12 protein-coding genes and 1 pseudogene are annotated in these 14360 nt (G+C 73.6%); 10 read left to right on the forward strand and 3 right to left on the reverse strand.

The features are described from left to right. Positions 1 to 9 precede the first annotated feature (9 nt). A complete protein-coding gene (locus tag ACJ9NR_RS20530) occupies positions 10 to 510 on the reverse strand; it encodes an Lrp/AsnC family transcriptional regulator (protein ID WP_412494031.1) in 501 nt (166 codons plus the stop codon). Positions 511 to 684: 174 nt separating this feature from the next. On the opposite strand from ACJ9NR_RS20530, the gene pdhA reads away from it, so the two are divergent. The 7 genes from pdhA (at position 685) to ACJ9NR_RS20565 (ending at position 8638) form a co-directional block, all read left to right on the forward strand. After that, positions 685 to 1818, forward strand: a complete 1134-nt coding sequence (gene pdhA / locus ACJ9NR_RS20535) for a pyruvate dehydrogenase (acetyl-transferring) E1 component subunit alpha (protein WP_412494032.1) — start codon at positions 685 to 687, stop codon at positions 1816 to 1818. Further along, complete coding sequence (locus tag ACJ9NR_RS20540; protein ID WP_412494033.1) at positions 1818 to 2822, forward strand: alpha-ketoacid dehydrogenase subunit beta; 1005 nt, start codon at positions 1818 to 1820, stop codon at positions 2820 to 2822. Before pdhA ends, ACJ9NR_RS20540 begins: the two co-directional genes overlap by 1 nt. After that, a complete protein-coding gene (locus ACJ9NR_RS20545; protein ID WP_412494034.1) occupies positions 2822 to 4150 on the forward strand; it encodes a dihydrolipoamide acetyltransferase family protein in 1329 nt (442 codons plus the stop codon). Before ACJ9NR_RS20540 ends, ACJ9NR_RS20545 begins: the two co-directional genes overlap by 1 nt. Positions 4151 to 4204: 54 nt before the next feature. Continuing rightward, positions 4205 to 5128 carry an NTP transferase domain-containing protein gene (locus ACJ9NR_RS20550; RefSeq protein WP_412494035.1) on the forward strand — a complete coding sequence of 308 codons (924 nt, stop codon included), beginning with the start codon at positions 4205 to 4207 and terminating at the stop codon, positions 5126 to 5128. Beyond that, a complete protein-coding gene (locus ACJ9NR_RS20555; RefSeq protein ID WP_412494036.1) occupies positions 5125 to 6492 on the forward strand; it encodes a molybdopterin molybdotransferase MoeA in 1368 nt (455 codons plus the stop codon). Before ACJ9NR_RS20550 ends, ACJ9NR_RS20555 begins: the two co-directional genes overlap by 4 nt. Further along, complete coding sequence (locus ACJ9NR_RS20560; RefSeq protein WP_412494037.1) at positions 6489 to 7586, forward strand: potassium channel family protein; 1098 nt, start codon at positions 6489 to 6491, stop codon at positions 7584 to 7586. The genes ACJ9NR_RS20555 and ACJ9NR_RS20560 overlap by 4 nt, the downstream gene beginning before the upstream one ends. A gap of 71 nt (positions 7587 to 7657) precedes the next feature. Beyond that, on the forward strand, positions 7658 to 8638 hold the full coding sequence (locus tag ACJ9NR_RS20565; RefSeq protein ID WP_412494038.1) for an NAD(P)H-quinone oxidoreductase: 981 nt from the start codon (positions 7658 to 7660) through the stop codon (positions 8636 to 8638). Between the two features lie 50 nt (positions 8639 to 8688). On the opposite strand, the gene ACJ9NR_RS20570 is transcribed toward ACJ9NR_RS20565, so the two are convergent. After that, positions 8689 to 9186, reverse strand: coding sequence for a hypothetical protein (locus ACJ9NR_RS20570; protein ID WP_412494039.1), 498 nt, complete (start codon positions 9184 to 9186; stop codon positions 8689 to 8691). A gap of 402 nt (positions 9187 to 9588) precedes the next feature. Between ACJ9NR_RS20570 and ACJ9NR_RS20575 the strand changes: the two are divergent. Both ACJ9NR_RS20575 and ACJ9NR_RS20580 read left to right on the forward strand, forming a co-directional pair. Continuing rightward, positions 9589 to 10135, forward strand: a pseudogene (locus tag ACJ9NR_RS20575) (PadR family transcriptional regulator). A 66-nt stretch (positions 10136 to 10201) separates the two neighbouring features. Further along, positions 10202 to 10744 carry a bacterial proteasome activator family protein gene (locus ACJ9NR_RS20580; protein ID WP_412494040.1) on the forward strand — a complete coding sequence of 181 codons (543 nt, stop codon included), beginning with the start codon at positions 10202 to 10204 and terminating at the stop codon, positions 10742 to 10744. 86 nt (positions 10745 to 10830) lie between these two features. On the opposite strand, the gene ACJ9NR_RS20585 is transcribed toward ACJ9NR_RS20580, so the two are convergent. After that, a complete protein-coding gene (locus ACJ9NR_RS20585) occupies positions 10831 to 12444 on the reverse strand; it encodes a protein kinase domain-containing protein (RefSeq protein WP_412494041.1) in 1614 nt (537 codons plus the stop codon). Between the two features lie 334 nt (positions 12445 to 12778). Here ACJ9NR_RS20585 and ACJ9NR_RS20590 point away from each other — a divergent pair, with 334 nt between their 5' ends. Next, entirely contained in the window at positions 12779 to 14356 is a 1578-nt protein-coding gene (locus ACJ9NR_RS20590) for a protein kinase domain-containing protein (RefSeq protein ID WP_412494042.1), read from the forward strand. Positions 14357 to 14360 lie beyond the last annotated feature (4 nt).

Consider the following 14360-nt stretch of genomic DNA (forward strand, 5'->3'; position numbering starts at 1 on the left):
CGGCCGGGCTCAGCCCTGCGGTTCCAGGTCCTCCTCCTCGAACACCAGCAGCGTGCGCGTGCTGAGCACCTCGGGCATGGCCTGGAGCCGGGTGAGCACCAGCTCGCGCAGCGCCCGGTTGTCCGAGGTGTGCACCAGCAGCAGCACGTCGAAGTCGCCGCCCACCAGCGCGATGTGCGAGGCGCCGGGCAGCTGCCTGAGCTCCTCGCGCACCGTCCGCCAGGAGTTCTGGACGATCTTCAGGGTGATGTACGCCGAGGTCCCCTGACCGGCGCGTTCGTGGTTGACGCGGGCGCCGAACCCGCGGATGACGCCGTCGTCGAGGAGGCGGTTGATGCGCGCGTAGGCGTTGGCGCGCGAGACGTGCACCCGTTCCGCGACCGACCGTATCGAGGCGCGGCCGTCCGCCTGGAGTATCTGGAGGATGTCCGCATCGATGGCGTCGAGGGGACGGGCGGGCGGCGGGGTGCCTGTCGCCTCCGGCCCTTCGGCCATTTGTTCAGGCGCCATGTCCCCCCGCCTCCCTGCCGTGGACGTAGTGCCTTCATTCCAGGCTGTGGAGAACCGTTTGTCCACAGCCGGAAGCCACCTGTAGCCAAAATGTGTCGACGACCGAACAATCGGTAGGTGAGGCGCGCCACACTGCCGTGGTGCGCCAAGCCGCTCCCACGAGGAGGTGCCGTCATGACGGTCATGGAGCAGCGGGGCGCTTACCGGCCGGCCCCGCCGCCCGCCTGGCAGCCCCGCACGGACCCCGCGCCGCTGCTGCCCGACGCGGAGCCGCTGCGCGTCCTCGGCACCGAGGCGGCGGCGAAGGCCGACCCGGCCCTGCTGCGCCGCCTGTACGCCGAGCTGGTCCGCGGCCGCAGGTACAACACCCAGGCCACCGCGCTCACCAAGCAGGGCCGCCTCGCCGTCTACCCCTCCAGCACGGGCCAGGAGGCCTGCGAGGTCGCCGCCGCGCTGGCCCTGGAGGACCGCGACTGGCTCTTCCCCAGCTACCGCGACACGCTCGCCGCCGTCGCCCGGGGCCTCGACCCCGTCCAGGCGCTCACGCTGCTGCGCGGCGACTGGCACACCGGCTACGACCCGCACGAGCACCGCGTGGCCCCGCTGTCCACGCCGCTCGCCACCCAGCTCCCGCACGCCGTCGGCCTCGCCCACGCCGCCCGCCTCAAGGGCGACGACGTGGTCGCGCTCGCCATGGTCGGCGACGGCGGCACCAGCGAGGGCGACTTCCACGAGGCGCTGAACTTCGCCGCCGTCTGGCAGGCGCCGGTCGTCTTCCTGGTCCAGAACAACGGCTTCGCCATCTCCGTCCCGCTCGCCAAGCAGACCGCCGCTCCGTCGCTGGCCCACAAGGCCGTCGGCTACGGCATGCCAGGCCGCCTGGTCGACGGCAACGACGCCGCCGCCGTGCACGAGGTGCTCGGCGCCGCCGTGCGCCGCGCGCGTGAGGGCGGCGGCCCCACTCTGGTCGAGGCGATCACCTACCGCGTCGAGGCCCACACCAACGCCGACGACGCGACCCGCTACCGCGGCGACTCCGAGGTGGACGCCTGGCGCGCGCACGACCCGATCGCGCTCCTGGAGCACGAGCTGACCGAGCGCGGCCTGATCGACGAGGACGGCATACGGGCCGCCCGCGACGCCGCCGAGACCATGGCCGCCGACCTGCGCGAACGCATGAACCAGGACCCGGTGCTCGACCCCATGGACCTCTTCGCCCACGTCTACGCGCAGCCCACCCCCCAGCTGCTCCAGCAGCGGGCCCAGTTGCAGGCGGAGCTCCACGCGGAGCAGGAAGGCGGCCACTGATGACCACCGTCGCCGTCAAGCCGGCCACCATGGCGCAGGCCCTCACCCGCGCGCTGCGCGACGCCATGACCGCCGACCCCGCCGTGCACGTCATGGGCGAGGACGTCGGCACCCTCGGCGGCGTCTTCCGGGTCACCGACGGACTCGCCGAGGAGTTCGGCGAGGACCGCTGCACGGACACCCCGCTGGCCGAGGCGGGCATCCTCGGCACGGCCGTGGGCATGGCGATGTACGGCCTCAGGCCGGTCGTGGAGATGCAGTTCGACGCGTTCGCCTACCCGGCCTTCGAGCAGCTGGTCAGCCACGTGGCCCGGATGCGCAACCGCACCCGCGGCGCCATGCCCCTGCCCCTGACCATCCGCGTGCCCTACGGCGGCGGCATCGGCGGCGTCGAGCACCACAGCGACTCCTCCGAGGCGTACTACATGGCGACCCCGGGGCTGCACGTCGTCACCCCGGCCACGGTCGCCGACGCCTACGGCCTGCTGCGCGCCGCGATCGCCTCCGACGACCCCGTCGTCTTCCTCGAGCCCAAGCGCCTGTACTGGTCCAAGGACACCTGGGACCCCGAGCACCCGACGGACGTCGAACCGATAGGCCGCGCGGCGGTGCGGCGCTCCGGCCGCAGCGCCACGCTCATCACCTACGGGCCCTCGGTGCCCGTCTGCCTCGAAGCCGCCGAGGCCGCCGCGGCCGAGGGCCACGACCTCGAAGTCGTCGACCTGCGCTCCCTGGTGCCGTTCGACGACGAGACGGTCTGCGCCTCGGTACGGCGCACCGGACGCGCGGTCGTCGTGCACGAGTCGGGCTCCTACGGCGGCCCCGGCGGTGAGATCGCGGCCCGCGTCACCGAGCGCTGCTTCCACCACCTGGAGGCGCCGGTGCTGCGCGTGGCCGGGTTCGACATCCCCTACCCGCCGCCGATGCTGGAGCGCCACCACCTGCCCGGCGTCGACCGGATCCTGGACGCCGTGGCGCGTCTGCAGTGGGAGGCGGAGAGCTGATGGCACAGACTTCCGAGATGCACAGCCTGGAGTTCAGGCTCCCCGACCTCGGGGAGGGCCTCACCGAGGCGGAGATCGTGCGCTGGCTGGTCGAGGTCGGAGACCTCGTCGCGGTCGACCAGCCGGTCGTCGAGGTCGAGACGGCCAAGGCGATGGTCGAGGTCCCCTGCCCCTACGGCGGCGTGGTCACCGCCCGCTTCGGCGAGGAGGGCACGGAACTGCCCGTCGGCGCACCCCTGATCACCGTGGCAGTGGGCGCCCCGGCCTCCGGCGCCGAGACCCAGGGCTCGGGCAACGTCCTGGTGGGATACGGCACCTCGCAGTCCCCCGCGCGACGCCGCAGGGTGCGGCCCGGCCAGGCGGCCCCCGCCGCGCCGCCCCGCGAGGCGAACGGGCACGCCGGCACCCCCGAGCCCGCCGACGGCCCCGTCCCCGTGATCTCACCCCTGGTGCGCAGGCTCGCCCGGCAGAACGGCCTGGACCTGCGGGAGATGACCGGCTCCGGCCCCGACGGGCTGATCCTGCGGGCGGACGTGGAGGACGCGCTGCGTGCCGCCGGTGCCCACCACCGGCCGGCGGAACCCCGGGACCAGGCCCAGGCCCCCGCGCCTACGGCGCCCGCCGCGGCCCCCGCCGGCACCGGTCTGCGCGTGCCCCTCAAGGGCGTGCGGGGCGCCGTGGCCGACAAGCTCTCCCGCAGCCGCCGCGAGATACCGGACGCGACCTGCTGGGTGGACGCCGACGCGACCGAGCTCATGCGCGCGCGTGCCGCGATGAACGCGGCCGGCGGAGCGAAGATCTCCCTGCTCGCCCTGCTGGCCCGCATCTGCACCGCCGCCCTCGCCCGCTTCCCCGACCTCAACTCCACGGTCGACACGGAGGCGAGGGAGGTCGTCCGGCTCGACCAGGTGCACCTGGGCTTCGCCGCGCAGACCGAGCGGGGCCTCGTCGTCCCGGTCGTACGGGACGCGCACGCCCGGGACGCGGAGGCGCTGACCGCGGAGTTCGCCCGGCTGACCGAGGCGGCCCGCGCGGGAAGCCTCACCCCCGGCGACCTCACCGGCGGCACGTTCACGCTGAACAACTACGGGGTCTTCGGCGTCGACGGCTCCACGCCGATCATCAACCACCCCGAGGCGGCCATGCTCGGCGTCGGACGCATCGTCCCCAAGCCGTGGGTGCACGAGGGCGAGCTGGCGGTGCGCCAGGTCGTGCAGCTCTCGCTCACCTTCGACCACCGGGTGTGCGACGGCGGCACCGCGGGCGGCTTCCTGCGGTATGTGGCGGACTGCGTGGAACAGCCGGCGGTCCTGCTGCGCACGCTGTGATTGCAGCCCCGCCCGCACGTTCCCTGTGATCGCCACGGCACGCATACTCGGGGGGTGACCTCCCGCGAGCTCTCCGGCGACCGCGCCGCCGCCGAGCCGTACGACGCCGTCGTACTCGCCGGCGGCGCCGCCCGGCGGCTCGGCGGCGCGGACAAGCCCGGCGTCCACGTGGGCGGCCGGGCGCTGCTCGACCATGTCCTGACCGCCTGCGCCGACGCGCGCACGACCGTCGTCGTCGCCGACGCCCGGCCCACCGCCCGGCCCGTGCTGTGGGCCCGCGAGGACCCGCCCGGCGGCGGACCCCTCGCCGCCCTCGGCGCCGGGCTGCACCACACCGCGGCCGGAGAGCTCGTCGTCCTCTCCGCCGATCTGCCGTTCCTCGAAACGGCCACGGTGGTGCGGCTGCTGACCGCGCTGCGCGCGAGCGACGCCGACGGCGTCCTGCTCACCGACGCGGACGGCCGCGACCAGCCTCTCGTGGCCGCCTACCGCACACAGGCACTGCGGCGGGAGCTGGCCACCCTGTCCACCGAGCACGGCGGCCTCACCGGCCTGCCGCTGCGCCGGCTGACCGGCGCCCTCGACCTCACCCGCGTCCCGGACCCCGTCGCCTCCTTCGACTGCGACACCTGGGACGACATCGCCACCGCCAGGGCACGTATCAGGGAGCATGGGCACGTGTTGGATGAATGGATTACCGCAGCCAAGGACGAGCTGGGCATCGACCTCGACGTCGACATGCGCGCTCTGCTCGACCTCGCCCGCGACGCCGCCCACGGTGTGGCCAGGCCCGCGGCACCCCTGACCACCTTCCTCGTCGGCTACGCGGCCGGCCGGGCGGGCGGCGGCCCCGAAGCCGTCGCCGAGGCCGCCCGCAAGGCCGCGGCGCTGGCCCGGCGCTGGGCGGACGAGGCCGCCGCCGCCAAGACCGACGCCGCGCCGGACGCCACGCCCGACACCCGCCCGGACGCCGGATGACCGCCCGCTCCGTCCGTACCGGCGAGGACGCCGAGGACCTGGACGTCGAGGAGGTGCTCGCCCTGGTGAACGACCCCGACGGCCGCACGGCCGGCGACCGCGCACCCGCGCCCGCGGCGTCCGGCCACCACCACGGCACACCGCACAGGCCCGGCGCCCACCACCGGGCCACCCCCTGGCCCGAGGCCCGGGAGACCGCCGCACGCGCCGCCCGCTCGGGCGCCCGTCGCGCCCTGGTCTCCGTCCCCCTCGACGCCTCCCTCGGACTCACCCTCGCCGCCCCTCTCACCGCCCTGACCGACCTGCCCTCCTTCGACACCTCGGCGATGGACGGCTGGGCGGTCGCGGGGCCCGGCCCCTGGGACGTACGCGACGAAGGCGTCCTGGCCGGGCACGCCGAGCCCGAAGCCCTCACCGACGGCGAGGCCGTCCGCATCGCCACCGGCGCCCGTATCCCCCCGGACACCACCGCCGTGATCCGCTCCGAGCACGGCCGCACCGACGACAAGGGCCGGCTGCACGCCACCCGCGAGATGCACCACGGGCAGGACATCCGCCCGCGCGGCCAGGAGTGCCGCTCCGGCGACCAGCTGCTGCCCGTCGGCGCCCTCGTCACCCCGGCCGTGCTCGGTCTCGCCGCGGCGGCCGGCTACGACACCGTCACCGCCGTCCCCCGCCCCCGTGTCCACGTCCTGGTGCTGGGTGACGAGCTGCTCACCGAAGGCACGCCGCACGACGGACTGATCAGGGACGCCCTCGGCCCGATGCTGCCGCCCTGGCTGCGCGCGCTGGGCGCCGACGTCATCTCCGTACGACGGCTCGGCGACGACGAGAAGGCCCTGCGCAAGGCCGTCACCGGCTCGGACGCGGACCTGATCGTCACCACCGGCGGCACCGCCTCCGGCCCCGTCGACCACGTCCACCCCACCCTGAGCCGCATCGGCGCCGAGCTCCTGGTGGACGGCGTCACCGTGCGCCCCGGCCACCCGATGCTGCTGGCCCGCACCAAGGCCGACCAGCACCTGGTCGGCCTGCCTGGGAACCCCCTCGCCGCCGTCTCCGGCCTGCTCACCCTCGCCGAGCCCCTGCTGCGCACGCTCGCCGCCCGCCCCGCCCCGGAGCCGTACACCCTGCCGATCCAGGAAGCGGCCCACGGGCATCCGCACGACACCCGGCTCGTCCCCGTGGTGCTGCGCGGCGACCGCGCCGTGCCGCTGCACTACAACGGCCCGGCCATGCTGCGCGGCATCGCGGCGGCGGACGCCCTCGCCGTCGTGCCACCGGGCGGCGCCGGTCCCGGTCAGGAGCTGGAACTGCTCGATCTGCCCTGGGCCTCCGCCGGAATCGGAGTGTGTTTCACGTGAAACTGCCGGGCCATGACGCGATCGCCCGCCAGGCGGACGAACATCTCGTGACCCACCGGGTGGAACTCCCGAGGAAAGTGGTGCAGCGCCCGATCCGGCAGGTGGGCAGACGCCTGCTGATGGCGCTGCTGGTCCTGGTCGCGACCGCCCTGATCGTGTACGCCGACCACGAGGGCTACAACGACAGCTCGGACAGTTCGGTCGACCTGCTCGACGCGTTCTACTACGCGACCGTCACCCTCTCCACCACCGGGTACGGCGACATCACCCCGGTCAGCGACGCGGCCCGGTTCACCAACATCTTCGTCATCACGCCCCTGAGGGTGCTCTTCCTGATCATCCTGGTCGGCACCACCCTCGAGGTCCTCACCGAACGCACCCGTGACGAATGGCGTCTCAACCGCTGGAGGTCCGCCTTGAGGGAGCACACCGTGGTCGTCGGCTTCGGGACGAAGGGGCGCTCGGCGGTCCAGACCGTGTGTGCGACGGGTCTGAAGAAGGAGCAGGTCGTCGTGGTCGACCCCAGCTCCGAGGTGATCGAGGCCGCGACGGCCGACGGTTACGCCGGTGTGGTCGGGGACGCGACGCGCAGCGAGGTGCTCAAGCGGGCCGAGGTGCACCGGGCGCGGCAAGTCATCATCGCCACCCAGCGCGACGACACGGCCGTGCTGGTCACGCTGACGGCCCGGCAGCTCAACCGCGGGGCGAAGATCGTGGCCGCGGTGCGCGAGGAGGAGAACGCGCCGCTGCTGAAGCAGTCCGGTGCCGACGCCGTCATCACCAGCGCCAGCGCGGCCGGCCGACTGCTCGGGCTCTCCGTGCTCAGCCCCGCGGCCGGCATGGTGCTGGAAGACCTCATCCAGCAGGGCACCGGGCTCGACATGGTCGAACGGCCGGTGGTGAAGGCCGAGGCGGGCAGGAGCCCGCGGGAGACGGAGGACCTGGTGGTCAGCGTCATACGCGGGCACCGGGTGCTCGGCTACGACGATCCGGCCATCGGCACCCTGCAGTTGACGGACCGCCTGATCACGATCGTCCGGGCGACCCCGGGCGCCCAGGTCGCACCCGACGTCCGGCCCATGTCCCGGGAGTGATCACTCGGCCGGTGGCCGGTGATCACGGCGCCGAAGCCGCCGTCCGGGCGGTGAGGAGTAGCGTCCCCCTCATGCATGCGATCACGATTCCCGAACCTGGTGGGCCCGAGGCGCTGGTGTGGGACGAGGTCCCGGATCCGGTGGCCGGTGAGGGCGAGGTGCTGGTCGAGGTGGTGGCCGGCGCCGTCAACCGCGCCGACATCCTGCAGCGGCAGGGCTTCTACGATCCGCCGCCGGGATCGTCCCCCTACCCCGGCCTGGAGTGCTCCGGCCGCATCGCCGCGCTCGGCCCCGGCGTCTCCGGCTGGGCCGTCGGCGACGAGGTCTGCGCACTCCTCGCGGGCGGCGGCTACGCCGAGAAAGTGGCGATCCCGGCCGGCCAGCTGCTGCCCGTGCCCAAGGACGTCGACCTCAGGCAGGCCGCCGCGCTGCCCGAGGTGGTCTGCACCGTCTGGTCGAACGTCTTCATGATCGCCCACCTGCGCCCCGGCGAGACGCTGCTCGTGCACGGCGGCTCCAGCGGCATCGGCACCATGGCGATCCAGCTGGCGAAGGCCGTCGGGGCGAAGGTCGCCGTCACGGCGGGCACCGGGGAGAAGCTGGAGCGGTGCGCCGCGCTGGGCGCCGACATCCTGATCAACTACCGGGAGCAGGACTTCGTCGCCGAGGTCAAGAAGGCCACCGACGGCGCGGGTGCGGACGTCATCCTGGACAACATGGGCGCCAAGTACCTGGACCGCAACGTCCAGGCCCTCGCGGTCAACGGCCGCCTCGCCATCATCGGCATGCAGGGCGGCATCAAGGGTGAGCTGAACATCGCCACGCTGCTGAACAAGCGGGCCGCGATCAGCGCGACCTCGCTGCGCGCCCGTCCGCTCGGCGAGAAGGCGGCGATCGTCGCGGCCGTACGCGAGCACGTGTGGCCCCTGCTCGACGGCGGCCACGTCCGCCCGGTCGTCGACCGCGAAGTCCCGATGAGCGACGCCGCCGCGGCGCACCGGGTCGTGGAGGAGAGCGGTCACGTGGGCAAGGTGCTGCTGGTGGTGCCCTGAGCCCCTGAGCCCCTGAGCCCCTGAGGCCGCCCGCGGGAGCCGTCGGGCTGCTAGACCCGCCGCAGCCGCAGGGCGATGAAGGCGAGCCCCAGGCCGAGCCCGATCAGGACCAGTCCGCTGCCCAGCGGCAGGATCCGCAGGACGGGCTCGGCGGGGGCCCCGGCCTGCTGAGCGCGGCGTCCCGGTGCCCGGGACGGCACCAGGCCCGCCTCCTGGGGCGGCGTCGCGGAGGCGTCGCCCGCCCCGTCCCCCTCGTCCCGCCCCTGCGGATACGCCGTGTCCCCGCCCTCGTCGCCCTGGTCCTCCCCCTGTTCCTCCCCTTGGTCCGAGGAGTCGCCTGCCGACTCGTCCGCCGGCGGGCTCTCCCGCCGCCCGGGCCGCTCCCGCCCCTGTCCCGCGAGGCTCCCGGCACGCGACGGCTCCGGCGAGACACCGGGGGAGCCGGACCGGCGAGCTACGGCCTCCGGCGTGCCGGAACCGGACGCGTGCCCGGCGTGGGACCCCGCGCCGGCCTCGTCCCCGGTGCCGGCCTCGTCCCCGGTCGCCACCTCGTCGCCCGATCCGGCCTCGTCGCCTGATCCGGCCTCGTCCGGCAGGACAGGACCGTGCGCCGCAGGGGGCCTGTACGCCGCAGGGGGCCTGTACGCCGCAGGGGGCCTGTGCGCCGGAGCGGGGCTGTGCGCCGGAGTGGGGCTGTGCGCCGCTACGGGGCCGTTCGTCGAACCAGGCGCATGCGTCGCGGCGGCCGCGTGCCCGGCGAGAACGCTCCCGCCCCCGTACGCCACCGCACCCCCGCACGCAGGCAGGAGCACACTCGTCCCCACCCCCACCACCAGTCCGGCCCCCTGCAAAGCACGCAGCCATGGAGTCACGCCTCAAGGCTCACACCGGCCCACCCTTCCGGCATTCCGTGTTCCGCCAAATATCCGAAGCCGCTGCACAATCCGGGTATGCCGATACGTCACGGACTGCTGGCGCTCCTCGAACAGGGCCCCCGCCACGCCTCACGGCTGCGCACCGGGTTCGAGGCGCGCACCGGTGGGACCTGGCCGCTGAGCCTCGGGCAGGTCTGCACCGCCCTCGGCAGGCTGGAGCGGGACGGGATGGTCCTGCGGGAGGGCGAGGACGAGGCCGGGCGGACCCTGTACGCGCTGACGCGCATGGGCCGGACCGAGCTGGCGGCCTGGTTCGCGCCCTGTGGAGCGGGCCGGACCGCCGCGGGACGAGCCGGCGGTCAGGCTGGCGCCGGCGGTCGGCGCACCCGGCGCCGACGTGCGGACGGTCGTCGAGGCACAGCGCCGCCACGTGGCGGACGCGCTGCACGAGCACGTACGGCGGCGGGCGCAGGTGCCGGCGCGGGGCCCCGGGCACCCGGACGAGGTGGCGCGGCTGCTGATCCTGGAGCAGCTCATCTGCCATGCGGAGGCCGAGATCCGCTGGCTGGAACACTGCGAGGCCCGGCTGCTGCGGCTGCGGGCGGAAACTCCCGCGCCGTGAACGGTGGATCACCGTGCACGGGGGGCACCACGGTGATGAGATGAACGGGTGCGAGAGAATGGCGGCATGGAGATGCCGAGGAACGACAGGTCGCCGGAGAATCCCCAGATCCTGGTCGTGGGCCAGGACGGCATGGCGATTGGTGGCGGCGCGGACGACGACTCCCGCGAGATTCCGGTGACGGAGCAGGTCGAGCAGCCGGCCAAGGTGATGCGGATCGGCAGCATGATCAAACAGCTCCTGGAGGAGGTGCGCGCGGCTCCCCTGGACGAGGCGAGCCGGGCCCGGCTCAAGGACATCCACCGCAGCTCGGTGAAGGAGCTGGAGGACGGGCTGGCGCCGGAGCTGGTGGAGGAACTGGAGCGGCTGTCCTTGCCGTTCACGGACGACGGCACTCCCAGCGATGCCGAACTGCGCATCGCGCAGGCCCAGTTGGTGGGCTGGCTGGAGGGCCTCTTCCACGGGATCCAGACCACGCTGTTCGCCCAGCAGATGGCCGCGCGGGCCCAGTTGGAGCAGATGCGACGCGCGCTGCCGCCGGGCGTCGCCCCCGAGGGGGCAGCCGAGGACCGCAACACCGGCGGCCACTCGGGCGGACCGTACCTCTGAAAGAACCCGGGTCGCGGAAAGAACCCGAGTCGCGGAAAGGGCCCGGCAGCCGAAGCCGCCGGGCCCTTCCGCGTCCGCCGTGCGGGTCAGGCCGGGTTGCCCGAGGAGACGCTGAGCTCGATCTGCGGCATGTTCTTCGGGTCGACGTCGGTCTCGGCGGAGGGGAACTGGTCGATGACCGCGCCCTCGCCGTACGTGTTCTCGTCGACCTTCTTGATCTTCAGCTGCCAGCCCGCGGCCTGCAGGCACTCCTTGACCGATCCGATGTACTTGAAGCGGAAGTCGGGCAGCTTGATCTTCTTGGGGTCGTTGTACGACTCCTGGGGCTCCGTGCACTCGCTGGAGTCGATCTTCTTCGTGGTGTCCGGCCCGCGGTAGCCCGCCGCCTTCGTCGCCGACGCGCTCGCGCTGGTGCCGCCGCCCTTGGCCTGGTCGTCCCCGCCGCCGTTGTTGAACAGCAGCGCGGCGATCAGCCCGCCGACCGCGATGACCGAGACGGCGACCGAGCCGATGATCACCGGCTTGTTGCTCCGGCCGCCGCCCGCGGGGGCCGGGGCGGGCTGGGGCGTGATGTTGTACGGCGGCGGCGTCGACGGCTGCCCGTACGGGGACGGTGTCCGGTAGCCGCCCTGCTGCGGGTAGCCGTACGCGGGCGACGGCACGGACGGGGCGCCGTAGGGGTTCGGGGCCGGCTGGTAGGGCGTCTGCACGGGGCCCGTCGGGGCCGGGGCCGACTGGTCGACCGGCGGGAAGACCGCGGAGGCGACGCCGGAGCCGGCCTGGGCGGGCGCGCCCGGCGCGATGCTCGGCGGAGCGGCCTGGAAGGACGCGGCCACGCGCAGGCACTCGTCGCGCATGGACTCGGCGTTCGGGAAACGCTCGTTGGGGTTCTTCTTCAGCGCGCGGGCGACCAGCGCGTCCACCGCGGGCGGCAGCGACCGGTTGATCGACGACGGGGCGACCGGCTCCTCCTGCACGTGCGCGTAGGCGATCGCGAGCGGCGAGTCCGCGTCGAACGGCAGCCGCCCGGTGACCAGTTGGAACAGCATGATGCCGACCGAGTAGAGGTCGGACCGGGCGTCCACGCCCCGCCCCAGGGCCTGCTCCGGCGAGAGGTACTGCGGGGTGCCCACGACCATGCCGGTCTGCGTCATCGACGTCACGCCGGACTGCATGGCACGCGCGATGCCGAAGTCCATGACCTTGACCACGCCGCGCTTGGTCATCATGACGTTGCCCGGCTTGATGTCCCGGTGGACCAGGCCCATCTCGTGGCTGATCTCCAGCGCCGCGAGCACGTCCGCGGTGATCTTCAGCGCCTTGTCGGCGGGCATCGCGCCGAACTGCCGGACGTCCGCGTCGAGCACCGAGCCCAGCGGGCGGCCCTCGATGTACTCCATGACGATGTACGGCGTCGTCATGGAGCCGAGGCTGTCCTCGCCGGTGTCGAAGACCGAGACGATGTTGGTGTGCGTGAGCTTGGCCACGGCCTGGGCCTCGCGGCGGAAGCGCTCGCGGAAGGCCTGTTCCCGCCCGAGGTCGGTGTGGAGCGTCTTGATCGCGACCTGGCGGTCCAGCACGCTGTCGTAGGCGAGGTGGACCGAGGCCATGCCGCCCTCGCCGAGCAGGTCGCGCAGCTGGTAGCGGCCGCCGGCCAGCGCGCGCCCCTGATACCGGTCCTGTGCGCCGTCCTGGCTCATCTTCCGCTTCCCCCGTGGGCCGTCAGGCGCCGTTGACTGTCGTTGATCCAAAGTGCTATTCCCGGCCAAGTCTGCCCGAGGGCAGTGACACGTCAAGTTCGGTGCCCGATCCGTGACCGTACGCGACACAAGCGTCGCGCGAGCGTTACAGACGGCGTACGGGCGGTACACACAATTTGCACGGGAGCGCCGGATGGCGGTTTGATGGCCGGTCCGTCCCGATCCGGTTCCGGCCCCTGTCCCGGGCCGGCGGGTTGCGCCGAGGCTGTAGCGTGGCCGACGGAGACCGTGACAACACCGCGCGCACCGCGGGCAGAAACGACGGCGAGGACTGATGGCACAGCAGCAGCGCGCCCAGGGCCCGTCCGACCCCGAGGCGACTGGCGGCGGTATGTCAGATGCGCCGGAGATGTGGGGGAACGGCGGACTTGTCGGGGACGGCCGGTACCGGCTGACGCGCAGACTCGGCCGCGGCGGCATGGCAGAGGTGTTCGCCGCCGAGGACGTGCGCCTCGGGCGCACCGTCGCCGTCAAACTGCTGCGCGCCGATCTCGCCGAGGACCCCGTCTCCAAGGCCCGGTTCACGCGCGAGGCGCAGTCCGTGGCCGGCCTCAACCACCACGCGATCGTCGCCGTGTACGACTCCGGCGAGGACTTCGTGGGCGGCCAGTCGGTGCCGTACATCGTGATGGAGCTGGTCGAGGGCCGCACCATCCGCGACCTGCTGATCAACGCCGAGGCGCCGGGCCCCGAGCAGGCCCTGATCATCGTCTCCGGTGTGCTGGAGGCGCTCGCCTACTCGCACCAGCACGGCATCGTGCACCGCGACATCAAGCCGGCGAACGTCATCATCACCAACACCGGCGCCGTCAAGGTGATGGACTTCGGCATCGCCCGCGCCCTGCACGGCGCCTCCACGACGATGACCCAGACCGGCATGGTCATGGGCACCCCGCAGTACCTCTCCCCGGAGCAGGCGCTCGGCAAGGCCGTCGACCACCGCTCCGACCTGTACGCGACGGGCTGCCTGCTCTACGAACTCCTCGCGCTGCGGCCCCCGTTCGTCGGCGAGACCCCGCTGTCGGTGGTTTACCAGCACGTCCAGGACGTGCCCGTGCCGCCGTCGCAGACCTCGGGCGGCGAGTCCCCGCCGGAGCTCGACGGCCTCGTCATGCGCTCGCTGGCCAAGGAGCCGGACGACCGCTTCCAGACCGCGGAGGAGATGCGCGGCCTGGTCCAGTACGGCCTGCAGATGCTCTACGACCAGGGCGGCCACACCGGCACCTGGAACACCGGCCCGGTCGACATGCACGAGGGCCGGCACACCCCGGCGGCGGGCTTCGCCGGCACCCAGGTGCTGCCGCACCCCGGTGACGCCTCCGGGACGGCGCAGATCCCGCAGCAGGGCATGGTGGGGGGCTACGGCGGCCGGGACGACGGCGGCTTCGAGGGGCACGGCAACCGGGGCAGCGGCCGCGGCAAGCTGTGGATCCTCGCCGTGCTCGCGGTGATCGCCATCGCGGCGGGCGTCGCGCTGGCGCTGAACAAGGGCGGCGGCGCGGGCGGCGGCACGCACCCCACCACGTCGCCGAGCGCGACGCACTCCACGAAGGACGACTCGGCCAGCCGGACGCCCAGCTCCGAGCCGACCGACCGGTCGGCGGACACCTCGACGGGGGACAACTCCACGAGCGGCGGCTCCGGGGACTACACGCCGTCGTACACGCCGTCGTACACCCCCTCGCAGAGCCCCACGGACCAGCCCACCGGCCAGCCGACGGACCAGCCGACCACCACGAAGCCGACGGACCAGCCGACGGACACGCCGACCGCGCCGACGGGTGATCCGTCGAACCCGACGACGGACGGCGGCGTCGGCAACGGCGGCGTGACCCAGGGTCTCGGCGGCTGACGGA

Origin of the sequence: Streptomyces sediminimaris (assembly GCF_047049295.1) — a bacterium.
Taxonomy (GTDB): Bacteria; Actinomycetota; Actinomycetes; order Streptomycetales; family Streptomycetaceae; genus Streptomyces; species Streptomyces sediminimaris.

Bases quoted from the DNA above. Each gene is read 5' to 3' on its own strand.
- pdhA (WP_412494032.1), top strand. From the start codon at position 685: ATGACGGTCATGGAGCAGCGGGGCGCTTACCGGCCGGCCCCGCCGCCC.
- ACJ9NR_RS20545 (WP_412494034.1), top strand. From the start codon at position 2,822: ATGGCACAGACTTCCGAGATGCACAGCCTGGAGTTCAGGCTCCCCGAC.
- ACJ9NR_RS20540 (WP_412494033.1), top strand. From the start codon at position 1,818: ATGACCACCGTCGCCGTCAAGCCGGCCACCATGGCGCAGGCCCTCACC.
- ACJ9NR_RS20590 (WP_412494042.1), top strand. From the start codon at position 12,779: ATGGCACAGCAGCAGCGCGCCCAGGGCCCGTCCGACCCCGAGGCGACT.
- ACJ9NR_RS20555 (WP_412494036.1), top strand. From the start codon at position 5,125: ATGACCGCCCGCTCCGTCCGTACCGGCGAGGACGCCGAGGACCTGGAC.
- ACJ9NR_RS20580 (WP_412494040.1), top strand. From the start codon at position 10,202: ATGGAGATGCCGAGGAACGACAGGTCGCCGGAGAATCCCCAGATCCTG.
- ACJ9NR_RS20530 (WP_412494031.1), bottom strand. From the start codon at position 510: ATGGCGCCTGAACAAATGGCCGAAGGGCCGGAGGCGACAGGCACCCCG.
- ACJ9NR_RS20585 (WP_412494041.1), bottom strand. From the start codon at position 12,444: ATGAGCCAGGACGGCGCACAGGACCGGTATCAGGGGCGCGCGCTGGCC.
- ACJ9NR_RS20565 (WP_412494038.1), top strand. From the start codon at position 7,658: ATGCATGCGATCACGATTCCCGAACCTGGTGGGCCCGAGGCGCTGGTG.